The organism is Geomonas subterranea (assembly GCF_019063845.1).
GTDB classification, from domain to species: Bacteria; Desulfobacterota; Desulfuromonadia; order Geobacterales; family Geobacteraceae; genus Geomonas; species Geomonas subterranea.
This window is the reverse complement of record NZ_CP077683.1, coordinates 4,329,591-4,349,025: the sequence shown is the minus strand read 5'-3', so window position 1 is coordinate 4,349,025 and position 19,435 is coordinate 4,329,591. Positions and strand designations below refer to the sequence as shown.

The 19,435-nt window shown below is 59.0% G+C and carries 22 protein-coding genes and 1 tRNA gene; 18 read left to right on the top strand and 5 right to left on the bottom strand.

From position 1 onward, the window contains the following. Nucleotides 1-11: 11 nt before the first annotated feature. The 9 genes from KP001_RS19055 (at nt 12) to KP001_RS19015 (ending at nt 5,226) form a co-directional block, all read left to right on the top strand. The gene (locus KP001_RS19055; protein ID WP_217287109.1) at nt 12-896 is read left to right on the top strand and encodes a complex I NDUFA9 subunit family protein; all 885 of its coding nucleotides are present in this window, start codon (nt 12-14) and stop codon (nt 894-896) included. A 182-nt stretch (nt 897-1,078) separates the two neighbouring features. Beyond that, nucleotides 1,079-1,498 carry a nickel-responsive transcriptional regulator NikR gene (gene nikR, locus KP001_RS19050; protein ID WP_012531991.1) on the top strand — a complete coding sequence of 140 codons (420 nt, stop codon included), beginning with the start codon at nt 1,079-1,081 and terminating at the stop codon, nt 1,496-1,498. An 80-nt stretch (nt 1,499-1,578) separates the two neighbouring features. Continuing rightward, nucleotides 1,579-2,067, top strand: a complete 489-nt coding sequence (tadA, locus tag KP001_RS19045) for a tRNA adenosine(34) deaminase TadA (protein WP_217287108.1) — start codon at nt 1,579-1,581, stop codon at nt 2,065-2,067. Between the two features lie 88 nt (nt 2,068-2,155). Then, on the top strand, nt 2,156-2,416 hold the full coding sequence (locus KP001_RS19040) for a hypothetical protein (protein ID WP_217287107.1): 261 nt from the start codon (nt 2,156-2,158) through the stop codon (nt 2,414-2,416). 94 nt (nt 2,417-2,510) lie between these two features. Next, nucleotides 2,511-2,598: transfer RNA gene (locus KP001_RS19035), tRNA-Ser, on the top strand. 202 nt (nt 2,599-2,800) lie between these two features. Then, nucleotides 2,801-3,259: a hypothetical protein gene (locus KP001_RS19030; RefSeq protein WP_217287106.1), complete on the top strand. Its 459-nt coding sequence runs from the start codon at nt 2,801-2,803 to the stop codon at nt 3,257-3,259. Nucleotides 3,260-3,279: 20 nt separating this feature from the next. Continuing rightward, on the top strand, nt 3,280-3,525 hold the full coding sequence (locus KP001_RS19025) for a YMGG-like glycine zipper-containing protein (RefSeq protein WP_216497552.1): 246 nt from the start codon (nt 3,280-3,282) through the stop codon (nt 3,523-3,525). A gap of 363 nt (nt 3,526-3,888) precedes the next feature. Then, complete coding sequence (locus KP001_RS19020) at nt 3,889-4,266, top strand: hypothetical protein (RefSeq protein ID WP_217287105.1); 378 nt, start codon at nt 3,889-3,891, stop codon at nt 4,264-4,266. Nucleotides 4,267-5,085: 819 nt separating this feature from the next. Then, a complete protein-coding gene (locus tag KP001_RS19015) occupies nt 5,086-5,226 on the top strand; it encodes an entericidin A/B family lipoprotein (RefSeq protein ID WP_217287104.1) in 141 nt (46 codons plus the stop codon). Nucleotides 5,227-5,306: 80 nt separating this feature from the next. Here the strand turns inward: KP001_RS19015 and KP001_RS19010 are convergent, their stop codons facing one another. Beyond that, nucleotides 5,307-5,702 (bottom strand): hypothetical protein, encoded by a 396-nt coding sequence (locus tag KP001_RS19010; RefSeq protein ID WP_217287103.1) that lies wholly within the window; start codon nt 5,700-5,702, stop codon nt 5,307-5,309. A 451-nt stretch (nt 5,703-6,153) separates the two neighbouring features. On the opposite strand from KP001_RS19010, the gene pstS reads away from it, so the two are divergent. The 3 genes from pstS to KP001_RS18995 all read left to right on the top strand — a co-directional run bounded on the left by pstS (nt 6,154) and on the right by KP001_RS18995 (nt 9,435). Further along, nucleotides 6,154-7,206 (top strand): phosphate ABC transporter substrate-binding protein PstS, encoded by a 1,053-nt coding sequence (gene pstS, locus KP001_RS19005; protein ID WP_217287102.1) that lies wholly within the window; start codon nt 6,154-6,156, stop codon nt 7,204-7,206. An 82-nt stretch (nt 7,207-7,288) separates the two neighbouring features. Then, complete coding sequence (locus KP001_RS19000) at nt 7,289-7,966, top strand: winged helix-turn-helix domain-containing protein (RefSeq protein ID WP_217287101.1); 678 nt, start codon at nt 7,289-7,291, stop codon at nt 7,964-7,966. Nucleotides 7,967-8,154: 188 nt separating this feature from the next. Beyond that, complete coding sequence (locus tag KP001_RS18995) at nt 8,155-9,435, top strand: glycosyltransferase family 87 protein (protein ID WP_217287100.1); 1,281 nt, start codon at nt 8,155-8,157, stop codon at nt 9,433-9,435. 86 nt (nt 9,436-9,521) lie between these two features. On the opposite strand, the gene KP001_RS18990 is transcribed toward KP001_RS18995, so the two are convergent. Further along, nucleotides 9,522-9,800 (bottom strand): hypothetical protein, encoded by a 279-nt coding sequence (locus KP001_RS18990; RefSeq protein ID WP_217287099.1) that lies wholly within the window; start codon nt 9,798-9,800, stop codon nt 9,522-9,524. 58 nt (nt 9,801-9,858) lie between these two features. After that, nucleotides 9,859-10,146: a hypothetical protein gene (locus tag KP001_RS18985; RefSeq protein WP_217287098.1), complete on the bottom strand. Its 288-nt coding sequence runs from the start codon at nt 10,144-10,146 to the stop codon at nt 9,859-9,861. A 476-nt stretch (nt 10,147-10,622) separates the two neighbouring features. Here KP001_RS18985 and KP001_RS18980 point away from each other — a divergent pair, with 476 nt between their 5' ends. Beyond that, nucleotides 10,623-10,859, top strand: a complete 237-nt coding sequence (locus KP001_RS18980) for a hypothetical protein (protein ID WP_216799669.1) — start codon at nt 10,623-10,625, stop codon at nt 10,857-10,859. A gap of 113 nt (nt 10,860-10,972) precedes the next feature. Beyond that, nucleotides 10,973-11,302 (top strand): DUF4118 domain-containing protein, encoded by a 330-nt coding sequence (locus KP001_RS18975; protein ID WP_217287097.1) that lies wholly within the window; start codon nt 10,973-10,975, stop codon nt 11,300-11,302. Here the strand turns inward: KP001_RS18975 and KP001_RS18970 are convergent, their stop codons facing one another. After that, complete coding sequence (locus KP001_RS18970) at nt 11,303-12,565, bottom strand: glycerate kinase type-2 family protein (protein ID WP_217287096.1); 1,263 nt, start codon at nt 12,563-12,565, stop codon at nt 11,303-11,305. It abuts the gene before it with no gap. 144 nt (nt 12,566-12,709) lie between these two features. Continuing rightward, the gene (locus tag KP001_RS18965; RefSeq protein ID WP_217287095.1) at nt 12,710-13,108 is read right to left on the bottom strand and encodes a hypothetical protein; all 399 of its coding nucleotides are present in this window, start codon (nt 13,106-13,108) and stop codon (nt 12,710-12,712) included. A 274-nt stretch (nt 13,109-13,382) separates the two neighbouring features. Between KP001_RS18965 and KP001_RS18960 the strand changes: the two genes are divergently transcribed. The 4 genes from KP001_RS18960 (at nt 13,383) to KP001_RS22260 (ending at nt 19,306) form a co-directional block, all read left to right on the top strand. Beyond that, complete coding sequence (locus KP001_RS18960; protein WP_217287094.1) at nt 13,383-15,005, top strand: methyl-accepting chemotaxis protein; 1,623 nt, start codon at nt 13,383-13,385, stop codon at nt 15,003-15,005. Between the two features lie 219 nt (nt 15,006-15,224). Further along, complete coding sequence (locus KP001_RS18955) at nt 15,225-15,989, top strand: substrate-binding domain-containing protein (RefSeq protein ID WP_217287093.1); 765 nt, start codon at nt 15,225-15,227, stop codon at nt 15,987-15,989. Between the two features lie 67 nt (nt 15,990-16,056). Further along, complete coding sequence (locus KP001_RS18950) at nt 16,057-16,815, top strand: substrate-binding domain-containing protein (RefSeq protein WP_217287092.1); 759 nt, start codon at nt 16,057-16,059, stop codon at nt 16,813-16,815. A 40-nt stretch (nt 16,816-16,855) separates the two neighbouring features. Continuing rightward, nucleotides 16,856-19,306, top strand: a complete 2,451-nt coding sequence (locus KP001_RS22260; RefSeq protein ID WP_217287091.1) for a methyl-accepting chemotaxis protein — start codon at nt 16,856-16,858, stop codon at nt 19,304-19,306. Nucleotides 19,307-19,435 lie beyond the last annotated feature (129 nt).

Below are 19,435 nucleotides of genomic sequence, written 5' to 3'. Positions count from 1 at the left end.
CGGAGGCGGGTATGCTGATATTTCTGGCGGGCGGCACGGGTTTCGTGGGAGGACATGTAAGAGAGGCGCTTCTGGCGCGCGGGCACAGCTTGAGGCTGCTGGTGCACCGCAGAAGCCTGGGGGGCATCGTACCGGACGTCGAGGAAATCGTAGGGGACGTGACCAAACCTGAGACGTTCGAGGAAGCCGTGCACGGCTGCGACGCCACCATCAACCTGGTGGGAATCATCAGGGAGTTCCCCGGCCGGGGAGTGACCTTCCAGCGTCTGCACGTTGAGGCCACCGCGAACATCCTGGCCGCCGCGAAAAAAGGGGAAGTGCGGCGCCACCTGCAGATGTCGGCCCTCGGCACCAGTGCCGGCAGCACCGCCCGCTACTTCAAGAGCAAATACCAGGCGGAGGACCTGGTACGCCGGTCCGGTCAGGACTACACCATCTTCCGCCCCTCCATCATCTTCGGTCCGAAGGATGAGTTCATCAACACGCTGGCCGGCTACATGCGCAGCTTCCCCGCCATGCCCGTTATCGGTGACGGAGAATACCAGTTGCAGCCCATTTCCGCCGAGGACGTGGCCCGCTGCTTTGCCGACGCGCTGGAGAAGCCAGAAACGATCGGGCAGGAGTATGACCTCTGCGGGCCCGACCGTTACAGCTATAACGAGCTCCTTGACATCATCGGCCGCGTGATCGGCAAGAGCCACGTCACCAAGATAAAGAATCCCCTGTCCCTCATGCGGCTGATCGTTCCCTTCTTCGAGGGCTTTTCCTTTTTCCCCATCACCTCCGATCAGATCGCCATGCTGGTCCAGGGAAGCACCTGCAACGGAAGCTGGCGCACGACCTTCGACTTCGAGCCGGTCAACTTCGAGTCCGGCATCCGCAGCTACCTTAAATAGTCAAACAAAGGCTTTTTCACGTAAAGCCGCAAAGGCGCGAAGAAAGACAAAGTCACCCAAAGGTGTACGTGTCGTCTTCGCGCCTTACCTTTTTGCGCCTTGGCGGCTTTGCGTGAGGCGGGTTTTGACTCTCCTTTGTCTTTCACGTATAGTAAGGCACTTTTTCTCAAGGAGAGCCATGCATGGGCGAGACAGTAAGATTCGGCATTTCCATGGACGACCAGTTGCTGGAGAGCTTCGACCGGCTCATCGAACAGAAAGGTTACGCCAACCGCTCCGAGGCGATCCGCGACCTGATCCGCGCCGCCCAGGTCGAACTCGATTGGGAAGAAGGCGAGAAAGAAGGGGTCGGCACGGTCACCCTGGTCTACAACCACCACGTGCGCGATCTCTCGGACAAGCTCACCGAGCACCAGCACGCCCACCACGACCAGATCATCTCCGCGCTGCACGTCCATCTCGATGCCCACAACTGCCTGGAGGTCCTGGTGGTACGCGGCAAGGCCCGTGACGTCCGCCGCATCGCCGACGAACTGATCGGCGTGAAGGGCGTCAAGCACGGCAAACTCGTCATGACCACCACAGGCGAAGGACTGCACTGACATTGTCTCCCCTCGCCCGCCGGGAGAGGGGTTGGGGGTGAGGGAGCTCCCCTCCTGCTACAAAAGAAAAAGAAGGAAGCATGAAGAAAGACGACCACTACTGGATGGGAAAAGCCATCGAGCAGGCCAGGAAAGCCGAGTCTGTCGGCGAGGTACCGATCGGTGCCGTGATAGTGAAAGACGGCGCCGTGATCGCGCGGGGGCACAACCTGCGCGAAAGCAAACAGGACCCTTCCGCGCACGCCGAAATGATCGCCATACGAAAAGCGGCAAAGAAGCTCGCGAGTTGGCGCCTCACCGGCGCCACCCTCTACGTCACCCTCGAGCCCTGCACCATGTGCATGGGTGCCATAATCCTTTCGCGCCTGGACCGCGTGGTCTTTGGAAGCTATGATCCCAAAGGCGGAGCGGCAGGATCTCTTTTCGACTTCTCCGACGACAAACGGCTGAACCACAGCGTCGTTCTCACCCCCGGCGTGCGCGGCGATGAGACCTCCACCATGCTCTCCGGCTTTTTCCTGAAGCTGCGCGCCCAGAAGAAGCAGGAGCGGTTGTCCTCCAACAGCTGAAAAAAAATAGAAAAAAGCCCTAAACCTTTTCCCCCTCGGAGCCGAAAATTTATGGCATCCAATCTCTTTTTCGGCTTGTGAGGGGCCCATGCAAATTGAAGAAATCACCCCCAACGCCATCATGGCGACACACCATGAGATAACCCGGCTGGCGGCCTATACCGAAGAGCTGCTGCAGGGGACCATAGCATCCGAAGATCATTCGCGTCACAAGCTCACGGCCGTGCTCCGGGTTTTCAGCGAACTGGGTCTCATCTGGCGCATACTGTCAGAGATAGACACCAGGGGTGTTCTGACCAAGACACAGCGGCAGTTTCTGCAGGATTTCTACGCCGGCCTTAGCTACTAGAGCCGGGGAAGCCACAACGGGCTTGAATTTCTCATTCGAATAAGGTATATCTTTCTGCTCCGAGGAACACGGTTCCTCCGAAGCCAGCATATCCGGAGAGATGTCCGAGTGGTCGATGGTGCCTGACTCGAAATCAGGTGTACCGAAAGGTACCTAGGGTTCGAATCCCTATCTCTCCGCCATTTTAAGAAAGGCCGATCATTGTGATCGGCCTTTCTTGTTTTCGCCTGTCCTCTCATCGCCTGCCCTCCACTCACAAACCTGTATGTATCCCTTTGCCACCTTCTCTCATTTCCCATCGCCCGAGCTTATTTCCGTGATCGTCAAAGTGCAGCTTTGATATAATGATATCTGGAACCACAACGAATAGTGTGGAGGTGGGACATGAACGTATTTAAGACAGTACTCCGCTTTCTCTGTGTCCTATCGCTGGTCGCAACGCTTTCAGACATGACACCCGCACTTGCGGCTGACGACAACCCGACGGGCGATCTCACCAAGGAGTTGAAAGAGATGCCGGTGCTCACGGGGGAAACGTGGCAAACCCTCCAGCCTGATGCAAAGATCACCTTCATCTGGGGGATCGGACACGTGGTGACCATCGAGGAGAACGTGATACAACGCCACCCCGAGTTGAAAAGGCAGGGGTTTGCAGCAAAGCTCGCCGAGGGACTTCGGGGAGTCCCGATGGAAGCAATCATTCAGGACATCGACGGCTACTATCGCAACTATCCGGACGACCTTGACCTCCCCGTCATGCGGGTAATCTGGACACAGATCGTCAAACCTAAGTTGAAAGTGGGCATCGCCGACCGGCCATTCGCCGGTCCGGACGGACCGTAGGCCTGGCAAGGAGGCAGCGCATGAGAGCTTTAAGATATCTGGCAGTCGTGCTGCTGGCAGCGCTTAGCTTTGGATGTGTGGGGATGTCGCGCCAGCAACAAAGTACCCTTAGCGGAGGCGCAATAGGCGCCGGCGGCGGGGCCCTGATCGGTGGGCTTTCCGGCGGAAGCCCCGCAGTAGGTGCAATACTTGGCGGTGCGGCGGGCGCACTGACCGGCTATATACTGGGAGACCCCGGCGCCGGACGCCATTACCAACGTCGTTGAGGCGATTAATTAACTAACAAAACAAGGGGTTGCAGCTCAGCGCTGAACCCCCTTGATCTTTTTAAAGCTCTTGTGTCCCCACTCGCCCCTCCCGGATCCTTCTCCGAAGTTCAAGTTTTGACCGGCCTGTTCAATATTAGAAACAACCAATCAAACCAAGCGGTTACCGGTTGGTTTAGCGAAATGGTGTGCGGGCGCGGTACAGACGAATTTGAAAGCGGCTTTCAGTTGATGCGTGCCCCAAGACCATAACAATCGTTAACAACATCAAATTAACAATTTTTTGAATCCATGGCCGATTTGGCACGTTCGGTGAACCATCCCGTACAGGAGTTCAACCAAACCAAGACACGGAGGTAAGCCATGGACGAGTACACATTCAAATCAACCGGCCCCGATCCCACCTACTTGGCAAACGTCAACATCTTCTTCCCCGTCCTGTTCACCCTGGAAATCTTCAAGAACGGATGGCCGGAACACAAGTTCGGCTCACAGAGCGTGCTGCTAAGCGAGGCGGACTGGTTCCGGCAAATGTACGAGGGCGGACGCACCGGAAACCGGCTGCACATCGCAGCCCGGAAGGCCGCCCGCGAGAACCTCAGCGCGCGCATCCAGAAAATCTTGCGCTACGCTACGGTGATGGCAGACGAAAACGATGTGAAGGCCCTGCTCAATTCTGGCGTCGTTATCTACAAGACCAGGAAGAAAGCCCACAGGACTGCAAAGCAGGCTCAACCGTAAAGGCCGGCTCCGTAGCGCTCGCCGCCTCTTCCCCACCAACCTCTACAGCCCCTTCCTCGCCCCGAGACCCCGGACGGACCCTCCGCCGGGGTTTTTTCCGTTCATGGTTCGGCCTCACGAATGCAAAGCCCCCACTCTCAGCTCTCAGCTCTCAGCTCTCTCCGAACCATGCTCAAAATAAACGATGGCCTGCTCTACTAATGTAAGGGGTTTTTCAAAATAAGCAGGTATGCTATTTCTAATATATGGGCACGATTCAAATAAACACGGTCCGCTAATGCCGAAACCCGGACGCACCCATGGAATGGCTTGCACTGGCTCCGCCGAGGCGGGACGTCACTCACGCGGCTTACCCCTTTTTTGAAACGACAGCCCCCATTCCGGACCTTACTCGCCCTTCATTTTTCTCCTTTCGGGTCATCATGAAGTACCAAGCCCCCCCATTTTGGCCCGTGGAGTGGCCCCATTACTAATGAGGGACGCCCTTTAAATTAGACGCAACCACATTCAAATTAAATACGCCCCGCTTTATTTTATATGTGGTCTTAGTTATTTTGACCACGGTATCGTTCGGTTTACCTTGGGCCGCTGCGACTTTCGGCGACGTCACTTCGTCCTTGGCAGGACCGTCATTATTTCAAATGCAAAAGGGCAGAATTCAACTTCAAGGTCCTCCGGATTAACCCGGATGCAGTTGAAATTTAATGCACTCACAGGAAGTTATATCCGATGGTGGAAATTTGCGATCATCAGGCAGCGTGGTAACATTAGACGACTCACACAATACCCAGGTTTTACAAAACAGGAGAGGAGGCCGACATGAAACGTAAAATCGCTGCCGCAGTCATCCTTACAACGCTGACCTGCATCCTGGCTCTCGCTGGCTGCCACACCGTCAAGGGAGTCGGCGAAGACATGCAAAGCGGTGGGAGGGAAATCGAGAAGTCCTCCGGGCGATAATCCTCGTACGCCTTCCAGAACCAAAAAGGCCAGTCTCTGCGACTGGCCTTTTTGCATTCCGCAACATCTTTACTGGGCGATCACTTTTGCACGACGCGCACCACCCGCCCCCGGATAGCGAAGGCGAGCCGGGCCAGGCGGCGGTGCGGATAACTCGGGTCGATCACCGGTATCCCTTCCCTGCAGGTCACCAGCCCCTCGGCCTGCGCCCTCTCGAAACAGTCATGGGCCGCGTTCCTGAGCGTATCGAAAAAGAAGATGGCTGAAATCATGGCGTTGTAGCAGGCAACGCCCAGTACCTCATGGTACATAAGCCCGCTCAGGTGGCCACCGAGCGCCACCAGAGCGACATAGGGGGCACTCACAAGCGCGGTGTAAAAGATAAGCGTCGCCCGCGCCCGGATCGCTTCCTTGGTCAGCCGTACCCCTTCCCACGGATCTTCTTCATCGTACTGGTAGTAGTCACGTTCGCGCATGGCTCCCTCCTGCTGCTCGGCAACGGCCCGGGGATCCCGGTTTACGAATTATCTCCAAAGAGAAATCCCCTGTCAATCAACAGTCGCCGGACGGGTTCCGTTCACATTGCGTTATCCGTTCTTAGGTTTCATTTCACCTGATTGCAACACAACTGCAACATCCGCGCGTTAACATGGGCGCAAAAAAAGATGACAAGAAAGAGGAGACGATCATGGAGCTTATGGCAGTGGGAGACAGTTATATCTGGTACTGCGACTGGTGCGATACGAAGAACGTGACACCTTGGACAAGAGCCAAGGAAAAGGAGGTCTGCTGTGCCGCGTGTCACAAAACTTTCTCGGCCAACGGAAAAGAGAGGCCGTCAAGAGGGACAGCGCAGCAATGGCAGTACCAGCTGTTGCAGCAGGTATAAATCCCCAGGCAAAAACGAAATAAAGGAGACTGCAAATCATGTTGAAGAAGCTGTTCACTGCCATCCTCGCCGTTACCCTGATCTTTCCGGTGCTTACCGGCTCCGCGCTCGCCGAAACGGCGCTCACCGGTGCCGGCGCGACCTTCCCGCACCCGCTCTACAGCAAGTGGTTCAGGGACTACCAGGCCGAAGACCCAACTGTCAGCTTCAGCTACGAGGCACAGGGGAGCGGCGAGGGAATCAGAAAGATCCTCGCCCGCGAAGTCGACTTCGGTGCCTCTGACAAGTTCCTCTCGGACAAGGAACTGAAGGACGCTCCCGGCACGTTACTGCATATTCCCACCGTCATGGGCGCCGTCGCCGTGACCTACTATATCCCCGGGGTCGGGACCGGCATTAAGCTCACGCCCAAGGCACTGGCCGGGATCTACCTCGGCAAGATCACCAGATGGAACGACCCGCTCATCGCCAGGGAGAACCGGCAGCTCAGGCTGCCTGCCAATGAGATCGTTGTCGTGCATCGCTCCGACGCGAGCGGGACTACCAGCATCTTCTCTGACTACCTGAGCTCGGCAGACACATCCTGGGCAACCACGGTCGGCAGGGGAACGGCTGTATCCTGGCCCGCGGGAATCGGAGCAAAAGGGAGCACCGCGATGGTCAAGAAGATCAGGGAAGTCCCCTACAGCATCGGCTACGTGGAGATCGCCTACGCGCTGGAGAACGAGCTGGACACGGCCGCACTGAAAAACAAGGCGGGAAGGTTCGTAAAGCCGACCATGCTGTCTACGAGGGCCGCAGCCGTGCAAGGCATGAAAGGGCTCAAGGTAAAGGATGAAGCCGAACCGGACTACCGCCTGTCGCTGGTGAACCAACCCGGAAAAGATGCCTATCCTATTGTCGGGCTCACCTGGCTTTTGGTGTACCGGGACCAGAGTGACCCGGTCAAGGGGAGGAAGCTGGTCGATTTCCTCACCTGGCAGTTGAAAAAGGCCGAGAAGATGACCTCCACGCTGCACTACACCCCGCTTCCGGATACCTGGGCCAGCCGGGTCGAAAAAACAATCATGAGCATCAGGGTATCGCAGTAGCTTCGCCAACCACTCGAGTGATAAGCGCGGCGCCCCGCCACAAGGTGGGGCGCCGCGTCGGCAGGTAGCAGAGGATATCTTAATGCAGAAGATACTGATCATCGAAGACGAGCGGGATCTCGCGGAACTGCTGGCGTTCAACCTGGAACGGGAGGGTTACAGGACGCTGGTAAGTCACGACGGCGCTGAGGGCCTCTCAAGCGCCCTCCACTGTCAGCCCGACCTCGTCCTTTTGGATCTCATGCTCCCCGGCATGCCTGGCACCAAGGTTTGCAGAAACCTGAAAAGATCGGACAGAACATCCCGGATTCCGGTGATCATGCTGACCGCTAAGGGAGAGGAGATCGACAAGGTTGTCGGTTTCGAGGTGGGAGTGGACGATTACGTCGTCAAACCCTTCTCGACCAGGGAACTGATGCTGCGCGTTAAAGCGGTGATCCGGGGCAACCGCACGGAATCTTCCCGTTCACCCATCGAGCTTGGAGCGGTCACCATCGATGCCGAACGTCACCAGGTAAGGGTCAACGGCCAGGAGGTCTCCGTCACCGGGACCGAGTTCAAACTCCTGCAGACCCTCGCGCATCGGACCGGCAGGGTGCAGAGCCGGGAGTCCCTGCTGCGCGACGTGTGGGGCTACCATTTCGTTGACGACAGCAGAACAGTGGACACCCACATAACCCGATTGCGCACAAAAATGGGGGAGGCAGGCGACCTGATAAAAACGGTGCGCGGTTTCGGATACAAGCTGGAGTTGCCGTGAGAGTGGCTGTCTCTTTGTCTTCAGGTTGACCCTATCCTGATTCGGAGTTATAGTTCGCGCCGTCATCACTGCTGTCAAATGAGACTGTGACTGCGTGGAACCATTCCCTTCGCTTCCACACGATTTCCGGAAAAATCCCGCGCGACCATCGGTTGGCAAGATCTATGTATGAGATAACAGGAGTGGCAATGAAGGTATTGAAACTGGTACTTGTCGCCATGGTGATCCTTGGTGGTATCTATTCCGCGTGGGATAAGTACGAAACGTCCATTGCTATTGATTTTTACCAGATGTGGGGGATCGGCAATGCGATGAAGGCAAGTGGCGGCTCTCTGACCAGCCCATATCTCGCTAAGGACAAGTACGGGAAAACCCTGGACAAGGTATGCGATGCAACCCCTGACGAGCGGCTGCAGGCCGCCAACAAGGTGAATCACCAGCTTTATGACTTTGGCCTGGAGCCAACCGCCTCACCTCTCCTCTTCACAGTATTCGCCCTGTTCCCACAAGACTATTCGCAGTCCTACGGAATATTCCTGGCTTTGGACCTTTTCTTGTTCGCCTTTTCTACAATCCTTCTCTTTTATAGACGAAGTACACTTTTTAGTTTTCTCATCTTATTGTTCGCGGTTTTCTTGTTCGAGCCTTTCCGCTCGGACCTCAACCTTGGCAACGTGAACCTGCTCCAATACAGCGCAGTCTCGATCGGACTTTACTATGCCGAGAAATTGAAGTCCGCAACGAGGGAGGGTTCTTTTCAACTGTCGTTGTTCCTTGCCATCCTGGTGTTCGCCACTCTGCTCAAACCCAACCTGGCGTTGATCGCCATCGCCTTCACGGGCTCACTTCTCTTTGGCAGGAAACGGGATGAAAACGTCAGGTCTGCAGCCGTTCTTTGCGGCTCGGTTGTAATTTTGATGATCGCACCATGCATTTACTTCAAATCGTTTGCCATCTGGGAGCAATGGCTGAATTACATAACAGCCACCGGCAAGCTCAATTTTGAGCTATTCAGCGGCAATTTGTCGACGATCGCACTCATTTCTTTCCTTACAGGGCAACCTTACAACGCCCCTTTTATTTCCATCGGTGTACTCACCGCACTGCTCCTTGTCGTGCTGCTTTGCTCTACATCTCGTTCCATTCGCGATTTAATCACCGGCGCCGACTCCAGTGTGTCCATGGCGATCGTGGTGACCCTCGCTCTCTCTCCACTGGTATGGTGGCATTACTATCTGATGTTATTAAATCCGATCATCTGGCTGGTTAACAACAAGCCGAAATTCCCGGTGCATTCGGCTTTAGGCGTCCTTTCACTTCTGTTGGCTTCGAATGTGGTGTCACTGATCGACAGGAACTTGTACCTGTACAATGTCTATATCGTTCCGAGTTGCTGGATCCCCTTGTTGATCGGAATACTGATAACCTGCAGATGGCGGGGTTCACGGAGCAATTCCGTTGCAGCTTGAACGTATTGACCGCATCGAACAGCCAACAAAAAAAGGGGCATCCCGGTGTGGATGCCCCCTTTTTGTCTGATGACCCGGTAAAGGCGCTACTTGCCGCCCAGCGCGGTCTTCACCTTCTTCAGGGTGTCGATGTTCTTCTGCAGACCGCTCACGTTCTTCTCCATCTCGGTAATGGTGGTGCCCAGCTGGGCCACGCTGCCGATCACGCCTCCGCTGCCGGCTGCCCTCTGCAGCAGTTCGCTACCCAAGTCTCCCATCTGGGCGTTCGCCCTCTGCTCGGTGATGGAGCCGCAGAGATACCCTGCCACAAAGACCACGGCAAACGCCGCGACCCGCAAGCTGTAGATGACGCTTTTCTTTTTCATGTCAGCTCCTCCCCAATGGCCGATTCCCTGTCGCACCGCCATGTCCATATAGTTCAGCCTACTTTTTCTTTTCCTTTTTCTCCGGCTTCGCAGCGCCGTCCTTGGCATCGATGCTGGCGGCTTTCATGGTGTACATGATGGTGACCTTGCTGCCGACCTTGACATCACCGGTGATCTTGGTGTCCTTGTCCTTGGCGATCTGCCACTTCTCGCTCCCCTTCTGAACTACTACCATGTCATCCTTTACTTCCAGGACCGGACCGGTCACCTGGTAGCTCTTGGGACCGGCATAGACAGTGGTGGCGGCAAGCAACGTGATGCCCATCAAAGCTGTGATAACTTTCATCCTGTTTCCTCCTCGAGTGTAGTGACTGCGTAAACGGTAAACTGATAGCATCTTACCGGAACAAGTCAAATTGGCGGAAAGGGGTTGACGTTAGCACAAGCAGGCGCGCGCGGTGATCGTCGGGTTGAGCGCGGACGCCGTCACCTAGGCCAACGACATCGATGAAATCCGCGACGGGGCCACGCTTATTCCCGGACAGGGCGCGAAGGCCTTGTTGAAATCCTGGTACCGCTCGCGCGTCGGGTCGTAAGAGACGTTCTCGAACGCGCGCGTGAAAACCGTCAGCGGCAAAAAAGGAGCCTCGATACCTCATTTGAGGTAACAGTAGAAGCAAATAAGGCATACACGGCCGCCTACACGGGGAAGCCCTCACGAGCTTTTCATACAAAAACAGCTACTTACAAATTGCAAAAAAGCTGGCACGGCTGATGCTTTAGAAGGGAAGAAGTTCAAACCACCCATTAGGAGATTTCCAAATGAAAAAGATCGTATCCTCCGTAGTTGCCGCTCTCGTTGCTGTTGCTTTCGCTGGTGTTGTTTTCGCTGCTGACGCTGCTCCGGCTGCTCCGGCTGCTCCGGCTGCTGAAGTGAAGAAAGAAGAAAAAGCACCGGTGAAAAAAGCTGCTAAGAAGAAAAAAGCAAAGAAAGCTGCTAAGAAAGCCGAGAAGAAAGAAGCTGCTCCGGCTGCTGAAGCTGCTCCGGCTGCGAAGTAATTCAGGTTTCACCTGTAGCATCAAAAGCCGCCCGCTGTTCGACAACGGGCGGCTTTTTTAGTTTCGCCGTGTAGCGAATTGCCCCCACGCCGGGGCAACCTCAGGGGTGTCTCATGCGGAAGTTCCTCAGCGAAGGATACGGATGGGTAACGGCGGGATATCTGCTGGTTGTGATGCTGGGGTACGTCGATTACCTGACCGGCGACTACTCTTTGCTCCTTTTTTACCTTGCGCCGGTGTCCCTCGTTGCCTGGCACGGAGGACGGCGCGGCGCAGTCCTGGTTTCGCTGCTGTCCGGCCTGGCGCGCTACGTCTCCGATTACTACAGTCACTCCGCTCTTACCTTCAAGCCCTGGCAGCCCCTCGAGGACACGGCACTGATCATCGCGGTCGCCTCCCTGGTCCTGGTGATGAAAAAGCTCATGACGGAAACCCGGGCCTGATCAGCCGGTGATGAGAATGGCCCTGAAGTCGTTCACATTGGTGAGCGTCGGGCCGGTCACCAGCGTTTCGCCCAGGTCCTCGAAAAACCCGTGCCCATCGTTGTCGTCGAGCCTCCGCCTCGGGTTGATACCCATATCCCAGGCCCGCTGCAGCAGGTCAGGTACCACGAACGCGCCGGCTATCTCTTCCTGACCGTCCACCCCGTCAGTATCCCCCGCCATCGCGTAAATTCCCTTTTCCCCCTGAAGCGCCAGTGCCAGCGCCAGCAGCAACTCGACGTTGCGCCCTCCGCGTCCGCCGCCGCGCACCGTTACCGTGGTCTCCCCTCCCGACAGCAATACGCAAGGCGCGGTGAAGGGTTGCCGGTGCCGTACCACCTGCAGCGCCAGCGCCGCCAGGACCTTGCCTACCTCCCTCGATTCCCCCTCCATCCGATCGCTCAGGATGTGCGGCGTGATCCCCTGTGCGTGCGCGACCAGCGCCGCGGCTTCAAGAGCCGCCTGCGGCGTCGCGACCAGGCGGAACTTCGCCCGCCCCAGGCGCGGATCCGGCGGCTTCACCGATTCTCCACGACCGGATGAGAGACACTCCCGCAGCGGTTCGGGCAACGCGATGCGGTAGCGATCCACGATGGCCAGGGCATCGGCGCAAGTGGTGGCGTCCGCGACGGTAGGGCCTGACGCGATATCGGTGGGACTGTCGCCGGGAACGTCGGAGATGGCCAGGGTGAGGACCCGGGCGGGATGGCAGGCGGCGGCAAGCCTTCCCCCCTTGATGGCGGAGAGATGGCGCCGCACGCAGTTGATTTCCGAGATGCCGGCGCCGCACCTCAACAGTTCCCGGCTGAGCTCCTGCTTCTGCGCCAGGGTCACTCCCGGCAAAGGAAGGGGCAACAGCGCGGACCCGCCGCCCGAAATCAGGCAGAGCACCAGGTCGTCGGGAGTCAGCCCCCGCACGAGTTCCAGCATCCTCGCGGCAGCGGCGCATCCCGCCTGGTCCGGCACCGGGTGCGCCGCGCTCACCACCTCGATCCGGCTGCAGGGAACCTCGTAACCGTAGCGCGTCACCACCAGACCGGCGGAGATTTCCCCCTGCCAGGCATCTTCGAAGGCGCGCGCCATGGCGGCCGCCGCCTTCCCCGCCCCAATAACGATCACCCTCCCTTTGGGAGGCACCGGAAGGTGGCGGGACAGGCATTGCTCGGGACGCGCCGACTGAACGGCGGCTTCAAACATCTGTTGCAGCAGTTTACGCGGCTCCATCATTTCTCCCTTTCTCCCCGTGCTGCGTCACGTTCAACGATAGATACAACATCGAGGGAAGCGGCGCAACGGCGAAACCGCCCCCTGATGGCAAAGGCCCGCAGGATGTCCCTGCGGGCCTTTGTGAAACCTGGCACCTTCCCTCTAATACTGCTCTTTCTTGATCCAGCCGTACTTCTCACCCGCGTAGAAATGCCCGTGGCAGGAATACGGCCCGCAGTTGTAGATGTCCACGACCATCACCTCGCCGCACACCGGGCAGGGAGAAGTCGGTTTTTCCCTGCCCCTCGCCTCCTCCCTGAGATCTTCAAGCTGGCTTTCCAGCATCTCAATGCGCGCCACCAGTTCGCGGTCCAGCAGGTGCTCGAGGCAGCCTTGCACGCCGCATCTCTGTTCTTTGCCGTCCACCAGCACCGGGTGTTGGCATTCGGTGCAGCTGCAGTCGACCTGGAAGTTGCCACACAGCGGACAGCGGTTCTCTTTGATCTCCGGCAGTGCGAAGCACCCCGGAGGGTAAATGTAGCTCAGAATGGACCTGGCCATGATTGCTCCTCCCTCTCGGCAGCCAGTCGCTGCGGTACCTGCTTCCCTGGAATGTTCGCGACAGGCGAGACATTAGAATCCTGCCATAAAAAGTTAACAATGCAAAAGCACCTTCGCCCTCCGGGTCCCCCCCCGCGAACTGTGACGCCCCCGTGCGAGGCCGGCCGCGAGCGGGACAAATCGAACCTTCCCCTGAGAAATGCCTTATATTGCTGCGAAAAACATACCCGATGAGAAGGGGCAAGTACCGATCCGTTGGACATGAGGAGGAAATATGTTGGCAAACATCAGGGTGGGCACCAAGTTGATGTCGGCTTTTCTGCTGGTCGCGGTCATATGCGCCGTGGTCGGCGGCATAGGGGTGCTGAAGATCCGCCAGATCGTCGATGCCGACACCCATCTCTACAGGCAGATAACGGCGCCGCTGGGTGATGTCGCCCAGATGTCCATCTCCTTCCAGCGCGTCCGCATCAACTTGCGCGATTTCGTGGAGGCGAAGCAGGAGAGCGAGCGGCAGGAAGCGCTGGCGACGATACAAAAGCTGCGCAAGGAGGTCGGGGAACGCGCCGAGACCTTCAAGAAGGCCCTCGATACCGACGAGGAACGCAAACGCTTCAATGAGTTCATAGAGTCGCGCAAGGTCTACGGGAGCTACATCGACCGGGTGATCGGGTTGGTGCAGGGAGGCAAAATCGAGGAGGCGATGGGCCTCATGCACGGGGAGGCCAAGAAGGCCGCCCTGCACGAACAGGAACAGCTCAACAAGCTGATGGAACTGATGGAAGGCCAGGGGAAGGCGGCCTCGGACGACAACATGAAGGTCGCCAACGCCGCCACGATGGTGATGATGGTCCTGGTGATCGCCGGAGTGGTGGTCGCCATCGTCTGCGGCCTGGTGATAACGAGGATGATCACGGCGCCACTGCAAGGTGCCGTGGCCGTGGCAAGCGCGATCGGCGCCGGCGACCTCTCGGTGCGGATCGAAGGTGGCTCGGGCGACGAGACGGGACAACTGATGGTCGCGTTGAAGGCGATGGCGGACAACCTGCGGAGCACCATCGGCAAGGTGGCCGACACCTCCGCCCAGGTTGCATCGGCTTCCAACCAGCTCCACTCGACATCGGAGCAGATCGCCACCGGCGCCGAGGAGGTGGCGGCCCAGGCCGGCACAGTCGCCACAGCGGGTGAGCAGATGTCGGCAACCTCCTCGGACATAGCCCGCAACTGCCAGATGGCTTCCGAGGGGGCCAAGCGCGCCTCCCAGACGGCTCAAGCCGGTGCGGAAGTGGTCCAGGCCACGGTAACGGTGATGGGGCAGATCGCGGCGAAGGTGCAGGAAACCTCGCAGACCGTTGAGAGCCTCGGCGAGCGCAGCGACCAGATCGGGGCCATCATCGGCACCATCGAGGACATAGCCGACCAGACCAACCTCCTCGCCCTGAACGCGGCCATCGAGGCGGCACGGGCCGGCGAGCAGGGGCGAGGCTTCGCCGTCGTCGCCGACGAGGTGCGCGCACTTGCCGAGCGGACCACCAGGGCGACCAGGGAGATCGGCGAGATGATCAAGGCGATCCAGGGCGAAACCAAGGGTGCCGTCGTCGCCATGGAAGAGGGGGTGCGGCAGGTCCAGGCCGGCACCGCCGAAGCGGCCAAGTCGGGAAGCGCGTTGCAGGAGATCCTCGAGCAGATCAACGACGTCGCCATGCAGGTCCACCAGGTGGCCACCGCCGCCGAGGAACAGACCGCGACCACCAGCGAGATTTCCAGCAACATCGTCCAGATAACCCAGGTCGTGCAGCAGACCTCGCAGGGGGCACAGGAATCGGCCATGGCGGCCGCACAACTGCACACGAACTCGGAAGAACTGCAGCAGCTGGTGCGGCAGTTCCGGCTTTAATTGTCAAAAGAGGAGCCGGCCGGTACATTCACCGGCTCCTCTTTTCCGTTTAACCACCGCCACGCTCTATCTCCAAAAGATTTTCCTGTCACAGCGTAATTTCTGTTTCTCTTTCTTTTTAACTTCAAGTTTTCATAGCGCCTGTCGAATAAAAAGCATACCGCCGTATAGATGGCGTGGATGATTCTATGCCTTAAACAAGAAGCAGGAGGAGCAACTATGAGAGTGATCCGTATCGTGGCAGCCGTTCTTGTGTCTTTACTGTCAGGTCTCACCCCCCTCGCCGGGGCCGATGAGCTGAAGATCGGGGCTGGCGGCGCCCCCACCGAGAACATCTTGAAGCCGGTCCGTTCAGCGTTCGAGATGGCAAGCGGGCTGAAGCTCTACATCGTCGCCTCCGGGCCGAAGAACGCGTTTGTGGACCTGCAAAAAGGGGACGTGGACGCCGCCGCAGCGGGACTCACCTACCAGGACTGGCTGGCGCTGATGAAGAAGGAAGGAGCGGAGGTGGGGCAACCGGCGGCCTTCACGCCCATCGTCATCGGCAAGGACAAGGTCAAGGTGCTGGTGAACAAGGAGAACAAGGTGAACCAGCTGAGCGCCGAACAGTTGAAGGGGATCTTCTCCGGCGAGATCTCATCGTGGAAAGAGGTCGGCGGAGAGGATGCGCCGGTACTGGTGGTGATCGGCAAGCTCACTCCCGGCACCAACAGCATGTTCTTCAAGAAGTTTCTGGGAGACAAGGCGGTGGCCAAGGACGTGATCGATGCCACTACGGCCGAGGACGTGAGGTTGAACGTCGCCTCGAACCCCTCCGCCATCGGGTTCGGCCCCCTTTCCCTGGTCGACGCCTCGGTGAAGGCCGTCGAGACCCCCGAACTGGCCCGGGACATCACCCTGATCACCAAGGGAAAACCCTCGGCCAAGGTCCAGAAGCTCCTCGACTTCATCAGCGGCGAGGGGAAAAAGTACATCAAGCAGTAGCACTGTTACTGCACACGCTACCACCGTCTCGTGACCGAGACCTACCAAACCAGGAGGGTACGTACCCATGAAAAGAGGGATGATTTGTCTGGCGCTTGTTGCATCGATGGTCTTCGGCGGCACCGCCATGGGAGAAGAGATCAAGGCGGGAGGGGGCGGCGCTCCCATCGACGGCTATCTGAAACCGGTGCAGGAAGCGTTCGAAAAGAGCACCGGCATCACGTTAAACCTCAACTTCAGCAGCGCCACCATCGCCTTCAAGCAACTCGTTGCGGGCGAACTCGACCTCTCCACAGCCGGCCTCGCCTACGCGGACCTCTTGAAGACCGCGAAGAAGGAGAACATCGAGGTCGCCGACCCGTCCGCCTACGTCGCCACCGAGATCGGCGCCAGCAAGATCTACACGGTTGCCCACAAGGACAACCCGGTCGCCGCCCTCACCCTGGATCAGCTGAAGGGGATCTTCACCGGCAAGATCACCAACTGGAAGGACGTGGGCGGCAACGATGCCCCCATCCTCATCGTCCTCTCTTCGATCAATCCCGCGACCAACGCCGCTTTCAAGAAACTCGCGCTGGCGGACGCCCCCTTCGCCACCGATGTGGTCGACGCGGGACGGTTCGAGGACGTGCGCGAGAAGGTGGCCGCCAACCCGGAGGCGATCGCATTCGGCCCGGTCACCATGCTGGACGCCACCATCAAGACCGTGAAGACCCCGGACGTGGCGCGCCCGGTCATCGTGATCACCAAGGGGGCACCCTCGCCGAAGGTGCAGAAGCTGATCTCCTTCATCAAGGGGGAAGGCCAGAAGTTCATCAAGCAGTAGCGTTCCCGTTTTTCCAGCGCCTTCAGACCGGAGCATATGCATGACTATCAAGACCAAGCTGACCCTGAACGTAATCACCGTCATCCTGATCGTCGCCGGAGTCTCCATCGCCAGCATCGTCGGCATGCGCTTTGTCGACAGCAAGCTCCAGGATCTCACCCAGCGCAGTACCCCCTTCCAGATGAGGACGGTGGAGTTCCAGCGCCAGATCCAGGAGGCGACCGGCGACCTGATCAAGGCGAGCGTATCCAGAAACCGCAACGAGTTTGAGGCGGCCAGGGCCGAGGCGGACAAGTCGCTCGCGCTGGTGGAGAAGGGGCAGGGAGCGCTGCAGGCGTTATCCGGAGACGTGAAGCTCGAAGCGCACCAGGCGCTGACCGGCATAGCCGGCGAGATCTTCTCGGTCACCAGGGGGAAGCTCCAGGCCGAGGAGGACGCGGCGGCGGCCAACAGGACCATAACCGAACGCATCCATGAAGCCACGGCGCGCCTCAAGGAACTGGACAGCAAGATCAAGGGGCTGCAGTCGGCGAGCTCCAGCTCCTACAGCAGGTCCGTTACCGAGACCAAGGGGGTCTCGGACCGGGTGCGCAACGTGGAGGCGCTCAAGCTGACCTTGAAGGACTTCCACCTGGGGCTCATGGAGGTGAGCAAGGCGCAGAGCAAGAAGGCGGTCCTCATCTCGCAGGCCAAGTGCAACTCCGCCATGAACAAGGCGCTGCAAAACGAGGTGGCCAAAAGCTCGAGCGGCATCTCCGGTGATCTCAAGTACCTGAACGGCAGGATCGCCCCCTTCGTCAAGGCACAGGGGGCGGCGGTGGAGCCAGGCGTTACCGACACCTCGGCACGCGACCAGCTCTTCTCCGAGATAACCCAGAAGATGAACGCGGTGAACCTGGTCCTGGAACAGGAGGCGGCGATGGCGGCGGACACCCTCTCCTCGGAAAGCCGCAAGCAATCCTCCTACTTCGGCAACTCGACCGTCGCCACCGGGGTCATGGCCAGCAACTCCGAACTCCTCTCCCTGGGGCTCAAGGTGGACGGGCTCGCCTCGCGCCTGTTCACCGCCGGGAGCGGCAAGGACGTGGACGCCATCGAGGCCGAGCTGAACGGCATCTTCGGACGCATAGCGCAGGTGGATTCCCAGCTGGGAAAGGCGCTCTCCACGCTGAACGCCCGGGGAGAGACGGCGCTTCTGCGCCAGGCTGAGGGGGCGCTCTCCGCCATCAGGGGGCTGCTCTTCGTGAAGGAGGGGGTGCTCTTCAAGATCCGCAACCGGCTGGACATGGAGGCGAAGGCCGCCACCGCCATGGGCAAGCTGCGCGAAATCGTCAAGCAGCAGGCGGAGAGCGGGGAGAAAACGGTGAGCGTCGCCCAGGTGGACCAGGAGAACGCCATCAAGACGGTGAACCGGATGGTCCGTTTCTCCACCATGCTGATCGGGGGCATCAGCCTGGGGGCGATCCTCTTCGGCATCATATTCGGCATCTGGGTGTACCGCTCCATCTCGCGGCCGCTGTCCCAGCTGCTCGGTGTATCGCAGGCGGTGGCCAAGGGAGACCTGGGCGTTCACATCGACAGCAACAGCTCCGACGAGGTGGGGAAGGTGCAGGTGGCCATGGCGGAGATGGTGGACAACCTGAGGGGGATGGTGGGCAAGATCAAGGACGCCACCCAGAGCCTCGCCAGCAGCTCCGAGGAGCTTTCCGCCACCGCGGTGGCCCTGGAGCAGGGGGCCGAGGAGCAGACGGCGCGCATCGACCAGTCGGCGACGGCGATGACCGAGATGACCCAGACCACCATCGAGGTGGCGAAGAACTCCAGCGACACCTCGGACGCCGCGACCCACATGAAGGGGATCGCGGAGCGGGGCAAGCAGGCGATGCAGGAAACGGCGCAGGAGCTGGACCGTTTCGCGGAGTCGGTGAAGCAGGCGGCGCAGAAGGTGGAGTCGCTGGGGAAACAATCGGAGGAGATCAGCGACGTCGTCACCCTCATCAACGACATCGCCAACCAGACCAACCTGCTGGCGCTGAACGCGGCCATCGAGGCGGCGCGCGCCGGCGAGCAGGGGCGCGGCTTCGCCGTGGTCGCCGACAACGTGCGTGAACTGGCCGAGCGCACCAGCACCGCCACCCAGGAGATCTCACAAACCGTCAAGACCATGCAGAACAGCGTCAAGTCGTCGGTCGACTTCATGCACGAGGAAAGGGAGTCGGTGGAGAAGGTCCAGGGGCAGGTGCAGCAGACCCTGGTCGCCATCGGCGAGATCGTGAACTACGTGGAGCAGGTGGCGGACATGGTGCAGCGGATCGCCGTCGCCGCGGAGGAGCAATCCTCCACCAGCGCGGAGGTTTCACAGAACATGGAGGGGGTGCACCACATCGCCCGGGAGCTCAGAAGCTCGTTCACCGACATCAGGCACTCCTCAGGGGGGCTGTCGCAGCTTGCCACGGAACTAAACGGCATGGTGGGATGGTTCCGGGTTTAGGAGGTTTAGGCCCACGCGCAGGCGCGGGCCTCTTCTCTTTCCCCGGCACGCGCGGCGCCTCCCATAAAATTGGTGACCTGAGCCCGTATTCGTGATAATTTTCCAACCCGACCCGGACACCACCCGGGC